A 16,669-nucleotide genomic window follows, 5' to 3' on the forward strand; every position below is an offset into this window, starting at 1 on the left:
TCATGATCAAATTTTTCAAACATGATCTTTCGGCCTCGGTATTGGCTACCGTATTGGTGGTGAGCACGCTCCTGTTGGTGGGGGTGTTGATGGTGATTGAACTGTGGAATTTTGATCTCGTGAGGTATAATATTTATCATCAAGGAGAACAAGCCCGGGCAAACGTGGAATCCGGGTTCCTGCTTTACTCGCTGGATAGTACCTTGTCTTACCGGTGGGAAGGAGATAGTTCCGTGTTGTTGTTCGGACAACGGGAAGAGTCGAGGGTGTATTATTCACGGCAACGTTGGGGAATGTATGAAGTCGTGGAAGTGGAAAACGAGAGACATCGTTCTGTCCGTCTTTTGGGTAAAAAGGCCGAGAGTTTCTGGCGAGCAACGTTATACGTGCCGGAAAATAACCGGGCGTTTTCGGTGACGGGAAGGACTTTCGTGGAAGGTGATGTTTATCTTCCTCTGAACGGGATTTCTTACACGCAATTACGGTCGGAATTCTTCAAAGGGAGGGCGTTAGATAAAAAACAAATAAAAACGAGCGAGGACCAGTTTCCACCATTGGATGAGGAGTCGCTGGATGTGGTTAGCGGGTTGTTGGATTATGCCGGGGAGAGAGAATGGTTGGCAAATGGCTCCGTGTTGCAACGAGGATTCCGGGAACCGGTTGTTTGCGTGGAAGTGGGGGAATATCTTTCCGGAGTGCGGGTGAGCGGCCCGGTGATTCTTTATGCCTCGTCGATGTTATTCGTGGAGGAGGATAATAGTTTGGAAAACGTGATTATTGTCGGGGATCAGGTTGAGTTTGCCGATGGTTTCTCGGGATGTGTTCAAGTGTTTGCTAGAGATACCATTCTTTTAGGAAATCGGGTGTGTTTGAAAGCCGGGTCGGGGCTTTATGTCCGGCAAGAGGGAGAAAAGGGATTTATCCGGCTGGGGGAGGATTGCGAGGTAAACGGGTACGTGATTGCGGGAGCCAAAGTAAGCGAGGGGGAACGGAAACAGCTTTTGTACTATCAACCGGAGTCTTCCCGGATACGGGGATTGCTGTACGTGGACGGTATAGCGGAGGTTCACGGGTTCGTGACGGGTAGCTTGTATGCCCGGGAGTGTTATTATTTTGCCCCGGAGGGATATTACTCGGGGATATTGTATAACGCCGTGTTACCGGGTAACCCGGGGATGGCTTATCCTTTGTGGATGCGAGGACCTTATGAAAGGAGGGAAGTGAAATGGCTGGATTGAACCGAGAGTTGCAAGCTTCGTCATTGTTGGAATGTATCGTGGCGGCCGTGATCTTGCTGGCGAGTTTCATGATCACGATGGAGACCTTAACCCGGGTTACCCTGACGGGAGATGATCCCGCAGAAAATGTTTCAATGGAATTGGCGGCTCGGCAATGTCGTCGGGAATACGGGGACAGGCTTTGTCTTTCGGGAAAATACACGAAAGAATATGATTGGGGGACAGTAGAGATCGTGATTGCAGATTACTCGTTCGGACTCCGACAGTTAACCGTAACGGCTTTACCTGCACGGGGGAGAAAGTTGATGAAGTATGATTACCTGATAAAAGTAGAACCATGAAAAGGAGATTTTCATACACGTTTGCCGCTTCCACGTTGGTCGAGATGTTGATCGTGATCATCGTGTCGGGCATCTTGTTTATCGCCTTGTTTGACGGGGTGGATCTCGTTAGGCGTTACACGAACCGTTTGAACAAGGCGCTTGCTGCCGGGAATTCATTATTGGATAGTTACCAGCAACTGGATCACCTTTTCCTGTCTTGTGACAGCGTGACCGCGAGTACTGGGATTTTCTGTTTTTACAAGGGTGGGGAGCGTTTGGCTCTCGTGGAGCACCGGGATTCTTTGCTGGTTTGTACCCGATCAATCGGCGTGGACACGTTGTTCCGGGGAGTGGAAGAAATCCGGGTTGTACCCGTGTGGGATGTTTATGCGTTAGTGGATAGTCTTGGGGTGCGTTTTCGAACTCGGGGAAAATCTTGCTATTTCGAGTTCGGAAGGGCTCGGAGCCCCGAAGATGAGCGGAGGCACGAGGTGTTGGAAATCGAGAATCAATTTAAAAAGGAAGAATATGATGACATGGAATAATGAGACGAGAGATATTAAAGACGGGAAAAAAGAGTCTCTTTTCTCCGAATTACACTCGTTACTTTCATCGGGACTCGATTTCGGACGTTCGTTTCGTCTGTTGATCGAGGGGGAAAACGACAAGCGATTGAAACATTTGCTGGAAAGTCTTTACGCATCGGTTGTCAAGGGGCAAACCTTGTGGGAGAGTTTTGCTGCCAGCAAACGATTCACGGCGTTAGATTACGGGGTTTTGCGGATTGGAGAAGAGACGGGACGTGTTGACGAATCGTTGCGTTTCCTGGCCGATTATTATCACAAACGGGTGGAACAGCGTCGCCTGGTGACGGGAGCTATCAGTTATCCCTTGATTATTCTGGTAACGGCAATCGTGGTACTCGTGTTCATGATCACGGTAATCGTGCCCATGTTCGAACAGGTGTATGCCCGTATGGGTGGGGAACTTCCGGGTATCACCCGTTGGATTATCGGTTTCTCGAAGAATTTCCCGACTTATTTGCTGATCGGGATATTCGTGATTATCGTTCTGGTGGGATACTTTGGGTTGAATGGAAAATCGGATTCTACCCGCTCTTTTTTGTCTCGTCTGGTATTGAAGATGCCTTTCGTGGGAGAGTTGATACGGAAAAATTATCAGGCACGTTTCTGTAAGTTACTCTACTTGTTGTGTAGTTCCGAAGTTCCTCTATTGCAAGGAATCGGAATGTTGAAGGATATTATTACTTTTTACCCGTATCAACGCTCTTTTGATGTTATTTGCGAGGGATTGAAAAGAGGCGAATTCTTTGCGGATAAATTGGGCGAATTTCCGCGCATCTATGATCGTAAACTCTACACGCTGGTCCGGGTGGGGGAAGAGACCAACCGGCTAGAAGATATGCTGCAAAAACAAGGGGAGGATCTCACCCGGGAACTGGAACATAAACTGAAACAACTGGGAAATCTGCTGGAACCCGTCCTTATCATGGGGGTAGGCGGGCTTGTCGCGATAGTTTTAATATCGATGTACTTGCCGATGTTCAGGCTTGGAGGTGTCATTGGCTGACGGTAATTAGTGTTAAACTTTAAAATGAAATGCCTATGGGGAAGGTAGAAGGTATTTAATAAGGGGAAAATGATTGTTTATAACCATGAAGTCTAATTACTAATGACAAATAATTATGAAACATAGAATATTGTTGTTGTTATCCTGTATCTTTTTCTTACAGGGAATGTTAAAAGCTCAGGATTTAGAGCCGGGGCAGCAGGCTCGGGGATACTTGGATTCCAAAAATATGATGGTGGATTATGTTACCGGCATATTTCACTACAAAATCCCGTTATTTACTCTCGGATCAGGAGATTTCCACTTACCTATTAGCTTGAATTATTCGGCCAAGGGGGTGAGGCAAGAGGATGTACGTGGATTAGTCGGTTATAACTGGTTACTAAATACGGGAGGTGTGGTTACTCGAACGATACGCGGAGGAATTGCCGATGAAACTTCATTTTACGGGTTCTTGTGGGCGGAACGGGGTCTTAATACAATCCCGTTGGTAGATGATACCAAGCGGGTGAACAAGCGCGAGCGTGATGGCGAGTGTGATATTTTTACCGCGGTTTTTAACGGGCAGTCCGTGAATTTCATTATTAAAATGGACGATAGTGCCCGGATATACGCGGAACCTCTTGAGCAAACCAATGTTAGAATCGAATGCGAGTCTTCTTATGGTCGTGAGATTAACGGTTGGATCATCACGGACGAAAGCGGGAATCGATTTATCTATAGGCAAAAAGAGTGGTCCGTTAATATTATCAAGGAGGATGCGATCAGTTTTAACGGTATCCGTGATAAATCATATATTTCTTCTTGGTATTTGAACCGGATCGAACCCCGCAATAGGAAACCGATTGTTTTCACTTATATTGCGGAAGTTCGAGAGAACGAGAAAGACCAGAAAGGAATTAATACAGTCCGGTTTTATTCCGGATATGAATCGAAATATACTTACGGGAGAAGCATGCGGGAGCGGGTGTTTGATTTTTCGAAGTACAAGAATAATTTTGACGTGGCTATTCGCGAAGCAAAAGATTGTTTGAATGGTTTTTCGCTGGAAATGCAATTGAATAATGATTTATATACTTATATCGGTAGCGGGCAATGGATACGTAACCCGAATTTCGAGGCGGGGGCCGCGGCAATTAATGCCAATTTTAGAATCATGGGACAATTGGCGAATTTTTCCAGTATAACCAATGCTTCTAACGGATTAATACAGACGTTAAACCGATTAATAGACATGTACGAGAACCAGCCCTCGCATAACGCTAGGATGGCTGCCTCATGGTTCCGCACGGCTAAAAGTTACGTGATACAAAGTTTGAACGAGGTGAATAATAACGTGACCACAAAAGAAACATCGGGGGGCACTGCGTTTAATGTTAAGTCTCCTGTTTTGCAGAGTATTATGTGTGACGGGACGTTGGTGGAGTTTGAATATAATTCCTTGTGGGGAGAAGCTCGTTTAAAACGAGTCAAGTTGACGGACGTGTTAAAACGAACGATTTCACAAGTGCTTTTGAACGTGGAGAATAATCTGAATTACCTAAGCTTTTTGGATAAAGAAGAGACAGAAATTAACCGGATTAAATTTGATTATTACGCGAGGCCTTCGGGAATTGCTATAATCCCTGATGTCTGGGGGTATTTAAGGGAGAGGCACGGAGATGATGACGACGGGTATTATTTCCCTTTTCCGGATGTTGAATATTCTAAAACGGGTTCTCTAAAAACGATAACGGTTCCCAACGGGGGAAAAGTGACAGTTGATTACGAACCCAACAGTTTCAGGTATGAACATGATTTCGGGGGTATCCGGGTGAAATCTTTACTCGTGGAAGATATCAAAAGCGAGACTCGTGATACCGTGTATTACCGTTATCCTGTGCGTGGTGTTCCCGTTTTCACGGATTGTTCAAACACGGAAATTATCTGGTATAGCGGCTTTTCGGATCAAGTCAAGCTTTCCAGGGTGAAATACCAGAATATGACTTTTATGAATACCGGTAATAACGGTCTTTTTTACCCGTATGTGCAAGAGATAACCCGGGGAAAGGGAACTAAAGCTTACTTGTTTAGTGTTGTTCCTCCCATGAATCCCAACTTCCCTCACGTTTTTTGGTTGACAGGTTTACCCTTGGCCGTGGCCACGTACGATAATAGTGGGAATCTCAAACAAATAGAGACCTGTAAATATTCGAGCGATTTGTCCGCAGGGGGAGCGGGACCTTTTTTCGTATCGGTGGACACGGCATTAAATTACAAGAAGTTGTTGCCACAAGTGAAAGCCTACGAGTATTATATGGACGAGGAATTTCTGGAGAGTTATTATCGTAATCAAGGAAGCATATTTTTGTATAATGATGGTAACGCTTATTATTCTCTCTCTCCTTATAATGAAACTTACTTGCCGAATATACAGCCTCGAACGAGCGTGAGGATACCTCGTCAGATCTATAATATAAAATATGGGGGAAAGACGTTGTTGAAAGAGCGGAATGTATACCGGTTTGAAACACACGTGACGGATAGTGCCACGATATCGGATTTTTCCAGGGCTACGGGAACTCCCTATCAAAAAATGGAGTTTTTCTACGATAATTTGAAAGGGTCCAGTTACCCGACCCGGGTGGTTCAAACTGATGCGAGGGGTGAAGCGTACTCGATGGTCACGAAACGGGTAACCGAGATGGAGGATGGTGCCAGTCCGGTGTTTGCGGAAATGAAGCGAAAGAATATATTAACCCCGGTGGTGAAGGAAATCCACTTGAAGGGTGACACGATACAGGTTGAAAAGGTTTCACTTTATGAATCCTTGGAAGTGGAAAATGTATTTTATAGCGGATTATCTCGGAAGTATGCTTTTTACCCGACATCGACCAAAACATTGTCCCAGTCTGCGCTTTCGTCTCTTGATGCGAGTTCGTTCACTCAAGGACAAGCCAATTACTTGCTGGAACAGACGATCGATTATGTGCAGGGTAACCGGTCGTATTTACCCGTGGGGGTGCAGAGTAACGCGGAGGATGAGGCTCTTTGTTATGATTTAAACTATGGACAGGTCATTCTTAAGGCGAAACACGCCACTTCACGGATGGTGGCAGCAGCGGATTTGAAAAAATACGGGGAGGAGTATTCACTTCGCAATAAAGTGAGTAGTATGCTGGGTGTTTACGGTCTTTCCTCGGAACTTTACGATGTTTGTCAAGGGATTGACCTCTCGCAACAAACGAGTGAATTCAGGCAGTATTACTGGAGCCCGGGTCACCGGATGATGCTGGATTTGATCGGAGGACTTGCCTCCAAGAAGTCAATGACGGCCGAAGAATATAATGTTTTGATTGATAGTATTCAAGCAAATGGAGGAAGACATCTGAACGATTTCTGCAATGAATATATGCAACTAACTCGAGAGCATCCGGAGTTAATGAATTTACCCGAATTACTTTATAACATGAATTACCTGGTGGGGCGAGGTATAATACGTGATCCGGACTTTTTCAAATACCGGGATTTGGTGGGGCAGGAAGAATATTTGAATTACACGGGAACTATAAAGATAACGGTAATTCCCGAGTCAAAGCGTTTGAGATTATTCGTGTTGAATAACGGAGCCGTTGGTTCCGTGTATTATAGTGTTGTTCATGTGGGAGGGAGTTCGCCGGGTAGCGTTCGTTTGACCAATACTGCCGAGTATTCTGTCCAGAGTTTCGAAATCGACTTGAGTCCGTACGAGAACGTGACATCCGTGACGGTTAGTAAGCCGTATCAGAACGTGCTGTACGTTGCGTTACTACCCGCGGATGTTTCTTTTGAGGCTATATCCTATAATTTAGACGGTACTGTTTTCTGTAAATTCGACCAGAACGGACACGTGGAGTTGAACGAGTACGATACGGCGGGAAGATTAATCCGGGTAGTGGACGAGCGTGGATACGTGGTGAGGGATTACCAATATAACGTGGTGAAATTGAATTGATAATCTAAAATCTGAAAAGATGAAACGAATAGAATTATTCATATGCATGCTGTTCCTGTCCTTGCTATCGATGGGACAAGCTTATCCTAGCCTGGATTTATCGGAGAATCCGGACACGATCAAGGTGGATGGTGCCAGTGGTTATTTCGAGTTGCGTTATCGTACTCAAACCGAGTTGGATAAACAGTTAGTGATTACACAACTAAATAGTTTTTTGGAACAGCAATCTTGGACATGGGTTAGGGTGATCGAGATGGTGCCGACCTCTTCTTTTACCGGGATTCTCGTGGTTCGGGTAGAGGAAAATACCACGGGAGAACCCAGGTGGTGCGTGTTTCTCTCGTTGTTAACGGGTAAACCTCATTTTGTCTATCAATATGGTCCGGGAGCTATCCCTAGAATTTATTCGGTTAGTGGTAATGCCACGATATATCCCGGGAAAAGAACTTTCGTGACTTTATCGGGTTTGGAGCAGGGCGTGACTTATGACTTGTATCGAGGGACAGTCTTGCAAGTTTCCTTGCCCGGGACGGGGTCTCCTTTAAAGTTCTTGGTGACAACAGATGGTAATTACACGATAAAAGCCACCCGTGGAGATGTCTCTCGCAACATGAACGGTAGCGCACGGGTTTCTTATTACGGGGTGTTAGAAGGGAAGATAGTTGTTTCGGCTTCGCCTAGGGTGATGTTATCCAAGGATGGGGAAACCAAGATGATTCCTTTTTCGCTTGTTTCGGATTATCCTCAAGGGAGAGCGGAACTAGAAGAGATCACGCGTTCGGTTCTGGCGGGGGAATGTGTAACGTGGGATTCTACATTTGTCTTGGGATTTGTTATTCCCGCGTCTCCTATCGAGGGACAGGTTGTGATTGGATGTGGCCCCAATTGTAGCGACACCACGAAACAGTCTTTTTTCGTGGTGAACGTGGTAGATAGAATATTAATACAGGCCTCGCAAGCCCCCGGGGGGATTTTGGAGGTATACAATTTAAGCGGGGGTGGAGAAATCGCCGAGGGGACTACCGGGACGGTGGCCTTGAGCGGGCAGCAGCCTTTCGTGGATTACAAGTTGTATTGCAATGATGTATTGGTGGAGCGATCTAGTATTTCGAATCAACGATTTTCCGGTTTACGAACGTACGGCCGTTACCGTGTCAAGGCGCTGAAAGACGGGCGGGAAGCCTGGATGAACGGTGTGGTGGGAATCTGGCCGAAGATCACGAGGAGCGTTGTCGGGGGAGGTGGAACGATAGTGAACAGCCAGCCTGTCTCGATAACGTTACCGGAATCCCAGTCCACGCTCACTTATCGCTTGTTAAAAGGTGGCACGGTGGTGGCTTCCCGCGCGGGCACGGGCGGGGTTCTCTCTTTTAGCGTTTCGGAGACGGGGACGTACACGATGGAGGCGGGGTTGCAGGATTATTTCGTCCCGATGACGGGTAGCGTGACCGTGGACCGTGATAACGGAATTCATTACACCTCCACGGAACATCACGTGGTGGAAACGATCTATCTCGATCCCACGACTTCCGGCGAGGGTGCCCGCACGATCAACAACGTGACCTACCTTGACGGTTTCGGCCGGAAATTGCAGGAGATTCAAGTAAATGCCTCCCCCGGGAACACGAGTGACATCGTTCAAGTTTATCGTTACGGTGTACAAGGACGCGTGGAAATGGACCACGTTCCCTACGCTCTTGCAGGTAATCACGGGGGTTTTGTTCGTGACGCTCTATCGTCCTCTAGATGGAACATGTTCGGGGAGTCGGAAGCGGGTTACATGTACACGTTGACGGGTTACGATAACAGCCCGCTGGACCGGGTGGTGAAACGCACGGGGCCGGGCAAGAACTGGCACGTTAACGGGAAGGGGGTGACAACGACGTACGGTTTCAACGGGTCCAACGAGGTTCGTCTCTACCGGGTGTCGGGTGACGGGTCGCTGGTCTTGTCCGGGTATTACGCTAGCGGTAGCTTGCAAAAGGTGACGGTGACAGACGAGGACGGTAAACGGGTTGAAACTTACACGGACAACCAGGATCGCGCTGTGCTGGTTGTGAACGTGGAGAGCGATGACAACCGGCTGGAGACTTACAGCGTGCACGATGACCGGGGTTTGTTACGTTACGTGCTCTCGCCGGAGGCGAGCGCCCGGGTGGGGACGACATCGACCCGGTTTTCGGAGGTGATCCGGTTGTTCGGTTACTATCACGAGTACGATCGTTTCGGGCGGTTAATCTTGAAACAATTGCCGGGTTGTGACCCGGTTTACCTTGTTTACGACAACCGGGACCGGCTGGTGATGAGCCAGGACGGTAAACAGCGTGCCGAAAACGCTGACAAGTGGAGTTACTCGCTGTACGACGGCCAGAACCGGGTGATCGAGACGGGAGAGGTGGTGTTAACGGGAACGGGGCGGTCTCACCGGGATTTGCAAGATTCCGCCTCGGGTAGTGATAATTATGTCCCGGCGGGTAATCGCTCTCCCTTGCAATACACCTTGTATGATAATTACATCGCCACGACTCGCGTTCCGGTGCTTGCCTTTCAACCGACGACGGGTTACGCGGCGGGTTACCACGAGCTGGTGACGGGTCTGGTAACGAGCGTGAGGACGAGAGTGCTGGGGTCTAGCCCGGAACAGTGGTTAACGACGACGACGTATTACGACGATCGTTGCCGGGTGATCCAGACGGTGAGCGATAACGTGGAGGGTTTCACGAGTCGTGTTGACGCGAGGTACGATTTCGTGGGGAACGTTGTCGGGCAGCGGGAGAGTCACCGGGTGAGCGCCAGCCGGACGGACGTGCTGGAGGTGGAGAACTCGTACGATGATCGTGGCCGCTTGTTATCATCGACCACGAGGTTGAACGGGGGTAACCCGGCCACGGTCGAATATACTTATGACGCGGTAGGACGGCTAGTTGGTAAAACCCGGGGAACGGTGACGGAAACGCTGGCTTACAACGCGAGGGGGTGGTTGACGAGTAAAGAGAGCGTTCCCTTCAAGATGAAGTTACGCTACGAGATCCCGGAGGGTGGAGGCGTTGCCTGCTGGAACGGTAACATCAGCGAGTGGGAGTGGCAACAGGGCAGTAACGTGGCCTTGATGTACGGTTTCGCTTATGATGGTGTAAATCGCTTGCTGGAAACGACACAGAAACAGAAGAGCGGGACGGCGTGGTCGACGTTGTCGGGGAGTTACCTGGAGAGGGGGTTGAGTTACGACCGTAACGGAAACCTCAAGACGTTACAGCGGACGGCGGGAGGCTCGTTGGTTGATAACCTGGTTTACACGTGCACGGGTAACCAGTTGACGGGTTTGACGGAGAACGTTGCCTCCACGCTGGCGGGTGATGTTTATTCCCGTGGAGGTTCCGCGTCGGGAACTTACGCTTATGACAAGAACGGGAACATGATAAATGATAGCCGTCGAGCATTGGATTTCGGTTATAATGTTTTAAATTTGTTGAGTGAAGTCAAGACGACTGGCGGGGTGTTGAAGGCAAAGTATGTTTACCTTGCCGACGGGACGAGGTCACGGGTGAGGGATAACGGGGGCGTGAACGGTTTTGACTACCTGGGTTCTTTGACATACAGGAAGAGCGGTACCGGGTTGCAACTTGAATCGGCAAACTTCGGGGATGGTGTTATTCGGCCGGGAGATACCGATGGAGGTCAAATGGAGGTTGATTACTTCTTGACGGATCACCTGGGAAGTGTTCGGGTGATCGTGGATGACACGGGGAAAGTTCTGGAGCGGAACGATTACTATCCTTTCGGTGCGAGACAGGCGAGGAGTGATTACCCGCAACTGGCGGTTAATCGTTACAAGTACAACGGCAAGGAGGAGCAGGTGACGGGGGATCTGGGGTTCCTTGATTACGGGGCTAGGATGTACGATAGCGGGTTGGGGAGATGGTTTGGGATGGATAAACTGTCAGAAGAATACAAGTTGTTGTCTCCTTACAATTACACCTCTAATAATCCCGTGAATATAGTAGATCCTGACGGGAACTACATGGATTGGTTCATGAACGAGTTGACGGGTGATATCTATTATAATAGTACTTATAAAAAAGGCGATGAGACAAAAATTGATGGAGTTGGTTGGACGTGGTTAGGACCGAATGGAATGTTTTCAAATAAAAAATATACTGGAATTGTAAGTGATGTGTTTGAGATTTGGAATTCAGGTTTAGCGTTCAAAATGGAGATGAATTTTTTTAAAAGTGACAAGTTTGGGTTTTATGGTGTCGAGTCTGGTGAGGCTCTGTTTAAAGGTGAAAATGCTATAAAGTTTATGAGTTCCTATGGGTATAAATTGCGACCTAAAATTTATAATTATTATGATGATATATCAATAGATTTTCATCCTGAAGCGGAAGGGCAAGTACAGATTCCTCGTGATAATAGTTATATTGAGAAAATATTCACGTATCAATATGTGCATGAATCAAGGGGATTATTAAAATCAAGAATAATGAAAACATATTGGACGAGTTTAGATGGGCCTAATTATATTGGTTTTTCTCCAGTTTACACGATGCGAGAAAGGTCTTTAACTCTTCGGCAGGATTTTTATTTTAAAGGAGGAAATTCAAAAGCAGTAAATTTCATTCAGAAAGTAATTCCTTGGCAATTTTTATATGAACAAGTTCTTGAAAAATTAATAAATAAAAAGAAAAAATGAGATATTGTATTGTCATAATCTTAGTGATCAGTTTATACTCGTGTAAAAGTATTACTGGACAACGTAATTTGGAAAACAAGTATTCTCAAAGTTTATCATTTTTTGCGGATACTTTGGTCAGTCATTTTCCTAAATCGTTAGAATGTGCAACGTTTTCTACAGATGTGTTGGGAAAAGCAGATAAGATAAAATATTATTTTAGGACCTTTACAATTGAATGTTATCAAAAATATTCGGATCAAGAATACGATAGGATACAAATATTGGTAGATTCCTTGTCTAAAAAGACATATGTTGCAAATGATTCGATGTTATTGTTGTTGTTTACTTATCAAGATAAATTAGAAGTAGATGATTATTTGTTTACAGACCAAGCTTCACCCGAGAAAAAAAGAATGGTTATGACTAATTTTGAACAAGATTCTTGTTTGCCAATACCCTTTTTCCGGGATAAATCTAGTGATACAATGTATACAGGATCAACTTACAGCGGATTAAAGGAAGGATTTATACTTCATGTATTTGATGCTCAACCGGGAATCTTTTTGCCTAAAGAATTGTTATATGATAGTTCTGAATGTTTACCGGAAAAATGGAGACATGGTTTTTCTCGAGGTGTGGCTTTGAATGAAAAAGAGAAAGAGGTTATTTTTTGGATTGTTGTTTGGTGATATCGGTCTTGTATTATCCTGAAAAAGTTTACTCTAAAGTTACTTTAAATATTAACCTGCAATGTAAAAATCATCGAGGAGGAAAAATGAAGAACCTCCTCGATTTTTATTTTGTGACGGGTCTGGTGACGAGCCTGAAGACGAGGGGCTGGGCCACTGGTAACCAGTTGACGGGTTTGACGGAGAACGTTGCCTCCACGCTGGCGGGTGATGTTTATTCCCGTGGAGGTTCCGTGTCGGGAACTTACGCTTATGACAAGAACGGGAACATGATAAATGATAGCCGTCGAGCATTGGATTTCGGTTATAATGTCTTAAATTTGTTGAGTGAAGTCAAGACGACTGGCGGGGAGTTGAAGGCAAAGTATGTTTACCTTGCCGACGGGACGAGGTCACGGGTGAGGGATAACGGTGACGTGAACGGTTTTGACTACGTGGGTTCTTTGACATACAGGAAGAGTGGTGCCGGGTTGCAACTTGAATCGGCAAACTTCGGGGATGGTGTTATTCGCCCGGGAGATTCCAACGGTGGCCAAATGGAGGTTGATTACTTCTTGACGGATCACCTGGGAAGTGTTCGGGTGATCGTTGACGGCACGGGGAAAGCTCTGGAGCGGAACGATTACTATCCCTTCGGTGCGAGATATGCGAGGAGTGATTACCCGCAACTGGCGGTTAATCGTTACAAGTACAACGGTAAGGAGGAACAGGTGACGGGGAATCTGGGGTACCTTGATTACGGGGCTAGGATGTATGACAGTGGTTTAGGACGGTGGTTTGGTGTTGATCCTTTATCAGAAAATTACTTGTCCCAAAGTCCTTATCATTTTAGCGGTAATAACGCGGTGATAAACGTGGATGTGAACGGAATGGATTACTGGAGCACGAGCGACCCGGGACAAATAGCGGCGTTCTTGAAAGCTTTTTCTTCTAGTGGAGGGGATTACTTTCATTCTTTTGAACCCACGACTTGGACTCATTTTACCGACCTGGAATTTTTATCGGGTTTGACTTACGACGATGAACGTAAAATATTTTCTTATGAATACGGGGATGTTATCAACGGCGAGGCAACACGAGTAGTTCGCCGTTTGCCGGGTTATGATATGCTATTATTGGACAATACTTTTGTTGATATTCGCACTCGTCACGGTAAGGATTATTATTATTGGTGGGGACGAGCTTCGGGTGCAATAGAGCAAGATTACACGATAGATGCCTTGTTTATTCCTGTTGGGAAAGGGATAGGTACGATAACCTCATTGTTCGGTTGCGTGGGAAGTAATGTGTATAAATCTGTGGGAGCCGCAGCGGCTCGAAATTTAGATAAAGTACTCCAAACGGGAGGTCATACAATTAAGAATTCAACGGCTAAAGCTTTGGGATTAAGCAAGGGGCAAGTAAAAAATGCGATAGAAAAATTGAAAAAGTATAATAGAATGCGTCATGATTCTCATCAAAAAATTATGGGTAATGGAGATGTGATAGATTCTCATACAGGTAAATACATAGATAATTTATATGATTACGTGGATTGAATAAAATAGATGATTATGGAGATAGATAGTTATTATTTCAAAATTAGTTGTGAATTGGCAATCACTTCAGAAGAGGTATCTGTAACGGATATAACGAAACAATTGGGTGTTGCTCCTGATCGTTTTTTTACTAAAGGACAAATCTTTCAATCAAAACATAGTGGAACTCAAGGGGAGAAAACATATAATTTATGGGCAATATCATCATCAGAGAGTATATTCGAATACGAAAACATAACCTCATCACTAAATGAACTCAGAAGCGTATTAACTGGTAGGGAGGATATACTTAGGGCGATGAAACTAGATGTTCGTTATGATACAACTCTTACAATTTGGATAGAAACGGATGATGCAGGTATTGGTTTGGAAATCCAAGAGCATGATATCACATTTTTTAACTTAGTGAATTATGTACATTTTACATTTTTACCTAATAAAATAATAGATCGTGATATTTTAGGATAAGTGCTATTGTATTATGCTGAAAAAAGTTTACACTAAAGTTACTTTAGATATTAACTTGAAATGTAAAAATCATCGAGGAGGAAAAATGAAGAACCTCCTCGATTTTTATTTTGTTACGGGTCTGGTGACGATCCTGAAGACGAACGCCTGTGCACTGGTAACCAGTTGACGGGCTTGACGGAGAACGTTTCCTCCACGCTGGTGGGGGATGTTTATTCCCGTGGTACCGTGGCAAGCGGTAGTTATGCCTATGATAAGAACGGGAACATGATAAATGATAGCCGTCGCGCATTGGATTTCGGTTATAATGTCTTAAATTTGTTGAGTGAAGTCAAGACGACCGGCGGGGAGTTGAAGGCAAAGTACGATTACCTTGCCGATGGCACGAGGTTACGGGTGAGGGATAACGGTGACGTGAACGGTTTTGACTACTTGGGTTCTTTGACATACAGGAAGAGTGGTGCGGGGTTGCAACTTGAATCGGCAAACTTCGGTGACGGTGTTATTCGTCCGGGAGATTCAAATAGTGGTCAACATGAAGTGAATTATTTCTTGACGGATCACCTGGGTAGCGTTCGGGTGATCGTTGACGGCACGGGGAAAGTTCTGGAGCGGAACGATTACTATCCTTTCGGTGCGAGACACTTGAGGAGTGATTACCCGCAACTGGCGGTTAATCGTTACAAGTACAACGGCAAGGAGGAGCAGGTGACGGGGGATCTGGGGTATCTTGATTACGGGGCGAGGATGTACGATAGCGGGTTGGGGAGATGGTTTGGTGTTGATCCTTTATCAGAAAATTACTTGTCTCAAAGTCCTTATCATTTTAGCGGTAATAACGCGGTGATAAACGTGGATGCGAACGGAATGGATTACTGGAGCACGAGCGACCCGGGACAAATAGCGGCGTTCTTGAAAGCTTTTTCTTCTAGTGGAGGGGATTACTTTCATTCTTTTGAACCCACGACCTGGACTCATTTTACCGACCTGGAATTTTTATCGGGTTTGACTTACGACGATGAACGTAAAATATTTTCTTATGAATACGGGGATGTTATCAACGACGAGGCAACGCGAGTAGTTCGCCGTTTGCCGGGTTATAACATGACATTATCGGAAAAGTCTTTTGTTGATATTCGCACTCGTCACGGTAAGGATTATTATCATTGGTGGGAACGCGCCTCGGGGGCAATAGAGCAAGATTACACGATAGATGCCTTGTTTATTCCTGTTGGGAAAGGACTGGGGGTGTTGTCTCCGTGGGTGGGGAAAGTGTTAGGAAAGAGTGTGAATACGATAGTGAAAACGACAACTCCTCTTACAAAGAATTCTGTAATAGAAGGTTTAAAGGTAACTAATCATGTTTGGAGGAAAAGCGGTTTGGGAAGAGGAGCGACCGAGGAATTAATAGCGGATGTGATTTTAGGTGCGAAAAAAGCAGGAACGGTAATAACAGAAGCTGGTACAGGTCAATTTTCAGGAAATGTGATAAAAGTTTACAAACATAATGCAATTAAAGTCGTAGTAGATGAAACTAGGCGAGTAATAGTGAGTGCAAGCCCAGAAAAAGGTTTTAAATTTTAAATAAAGAGAGATATGCAGTACGAGTATGATAAAGAAGTCGATGGATTATATATATGGTTTGTAGATGATATCGAAAAAGAGGGCGAGTGTTATGGAGGAGAAATTTGGCCAAAAGAGTTAAAAGATGAAATAGGTTTACTTTTTCAGAAAGATGGTAAATTATTAGGTTTAGAAGTTTTGTTTGCCTCGAAATATTTTCCTCAAGAAAAACTTGATGAAATAGGAAAAGAAAGTTATAAGGATTGAGAGTTTCTGTATAATACTGAAAAAAAGTTGACAAAACTTTATAATTAATTTGGTTGGTGCAAATGCATATTGTTTGTACCAACCAAAATTTGTTATAGAAAATATGCACGAGGATTAATTTTTAATATATTTGAGTGTGTTATCCTGAAAAAGTTTACTCTAAATATTAACCTGAAATGTAAAAATCATCGAGGAGGAAAAATGAAGAACCTCCTCGATTTTTATTTTGTGACGGGTCTGGTGACGAGCCTAAAGACGAACGACTGTGCACTGGTAACCAGTTGACGGGCTTGACGGAGAACGTAGCCTCCACGCTGGCGGGTGATGTTTATTCCCGTGGAGGTT

General features: G+C 45.3%; 11 protein-coding genes. All 11 read left to right on the forward strand.

Features of this window, described 5'->3' with window-relative positions; translation table 11 throughout:
- Window positions 1-2 precede the first annotated feature (2 nt).
- The 11 genes from AB5542_RS14985 (at window position 3) to AB5542_RS15035 (ending at window position 16,324) form a co-directional block, all read left to right on the forward strand.
- Window positions 3-1,238, forward strand: a complete 1,236-nt coding sequence (locus AB5542_RS14985; RefSeq protein WP_279039623.1) for a hypothetical protein — start codon at window positions 3-5, stop codon at window positions 1,236-1,238.
- Window positions 1,226-1,579: a hypothetical protein gene (locus tag AB5542_RS14990; RefSeq protein ID WP_279039621.1), complete on the forward strand. Its 354-nt coding sequence runs from the start codon at window positions 1,226-1,228 to the stop codon at window positions 1,577-1,579. Before AB5542_RS14985 ends, AB5542_RS14990 begins: the two co-directional genes overlap by 13 nt.
- Window positions 1,576-2,106 (forward strand): type II secretion system protein J, encoded by a 531-nt coding sequence (locus tag AB5542_RS14995; RefSeq protein ID WP_288215297.1) that lies wholly within the window; start codon window positions 1,576-1,578, stop codon window positions 2,104-2,106. Before AB5542_RS14990 ends, AB5542_RS14995 begins: the two co-directional genes overlap by 4 nt.
- Window positions 2,090-3,151 carry a type II secretion system F family protein gene (locus tag AB5542_RS15000; RefSeq protein WP_279039619.1) on the forward strand — a complete coding sequence of 354 codons (1,062 nt, stop codon included), beginning with the start codon at window positions 2,090-2,092 and terminating at the stop codon, window positions 3,149-3,151. The genes AB5542_RS14995 and AB5542_RS15000 overlap by 17 nt, the downstream gene beginning before the upstream one ends.
- 115 nt (window positions 3,152-3,266) lie before the next feature.
- Entirely contained in the window at window positions 3,267-7,124 is a 3,858-nt protein-coding gene (locus AB5542_RS15005; RefSeq protein ID WP_279039617.1) for a hypothetical protein, read from the forward strand.
- Between the two features lie 19 nt (window positions 7,125-7,143).
- On the forward strand, window positions 7,144-11,817 hold the full coding sequence (locus AB5542_RS15010) for an RHS repeat domain-containing protein (protein WP_279039614.1): 4,674 nt from the start codon (window positions 7,144-7,146) through the stop codon (window positions 11,815-11,817).
- Entirely contained in the window at window positions 11,814-12,488 is a 675-nt protein-coding gene (locus AB5542_RS15015) for a hypothetical protein (RefSeq protein ID WP_279039613.1), read from the forward strand. Before AB5542_RS15010 ends, AB5542_RS15015 begins: the two co-directional genes overlap by 4 nt.
- 86 nt (window positions 12,489-12,574) lie before the next feature.
- A complete protein-coding gene (locus tag AB5542_RS15020; protein ID WP_279039611.1) occupies window positions 12,575-14,026 on the forward strand; it encodes an RHS repeat domain-containing protein in 1,452 nt (483 codons plus the stop codon).
- 15 nt (window positions 14,027-14,041) lie between these two features.
- Window positions 14,042-14,494 (forward strand): DUF4279 domain-containing protein, encoded by a 453-nt coding sequence (locus AB5542_RS15025; RefSeq protein ID WP_279039610.1) that lies wholly within the window; start codon window positions 14,042-14,044, stop codon window positions 14,492-14,494.
- A gap of 174 nt (window positions 14,495-14,668) precedes the next feature.
- Window positions 14,669-16,078, forward strand: coding sequence for an RHS repeat domain-containing protein (locus AB5542_RS15030; protein WP_340279886.1), 1,410 nt, complete (start codon window positions 14,669-14,671; stop codon window positions 16,076-16,078).
- A gap of 12 nt (window positions 16,079-16,090) precedes the next feature.
- On the forward strand, window positions 16,091-16,324 hold the full coding sequence (locus tag AB5542_RS15035) for a DUF2283 domain-containing protein (RefSeq protein ID WP_288215301.1): 234 nt from the start codon (window positions 16,091-16,093) through the stop codon (window positions 16,322-16,324).
- The last annotated feature ends 345 nt before the right edge of the window (window positions 16,325-16,669 follow it).

Origin of the sequence: Butyricimonas sp. RTP31003st1_G1_RTP31003_210430, from assembly GCF_040920905.1 — a bacterium.
GTDB classification, from domain to species: domain Bacteria; phylum Bacteroidota; class Bacteroidia; order Bacteroidales; family Marinifilaceae; genus Butyricimonas; species Butyricimonas paravirosa.

Bases quoted from the DNA above. Each gene is read 5' to 3' on its own strand.
- AB5542_RS15000 (WP_279039619.1), top strand. From the start codon at position 2,090: ATGATGACATGGAATAATGAGACGAGAGATATTAAAGACGGGAAAAAA.
- AB5542_RS15025 (WP_279039610.1), top strand. From the start codon at position 14,042: ATGGAGATAGATAGTTATTATTTCAAAATTAGTTGTGAATTGGCAATC.
- AB5542_RS15020 (WP_279039611.1), top strand. From the start codon at position 12,575: ATGAAGAACCTCCTCGATTTTTATTTTGTGACGGGTCTGGTGACGAGC.
- AB5542_RS14995 (WP_288215297.1), top strand. From the start codon at position 1,576: ATGAAAAGGAGATTTTCATACACGTTTGCCGCTTCCACGTTGGTCGAG.
- AB5542_RS15015 (WP_279039613.1), top strand. From the start codon at position 11,814: ATGAGATATTGTATTGTCATAATCTTAGTGATCAGTTTATACTCGTGT.
- AB5542_RS15010 (WP_279039614.1), top strand. From the start codon at position 7,144: ATGAAACGAATAGAATTATTCATATGCATGCTGTTCCTGTCCTTGCTA.
- AB5542_RS15005 (WP_279039617.1), top strand. From the start codon at position 3,267: ATGAAACATAGAATATTGTTGTTGTTATCCTGTATCTTTTTCTTACAG.
- AB5542_RS14990 (WP_279039621.1), top strand. From the start codon at position 1,226: ATGGCTGGATTGAACCGAGAGTTGCAAGCTTCGTCATTGTTGGAATGT.
- AB5542_RS15035 (WP_288215301.1), top strand. From the start codon at position 16,091: ATGCAGTACGAGTATGATAAAGAAGTCGATGGATTATATATATGGTTT.
- AB5542_RS14985 (WP_279039623.1), top strand. From the start codon at position 3: ATGATCAAATTTTTCAAACATGATCTTTCGGCCTCGGTATTGGCTACC.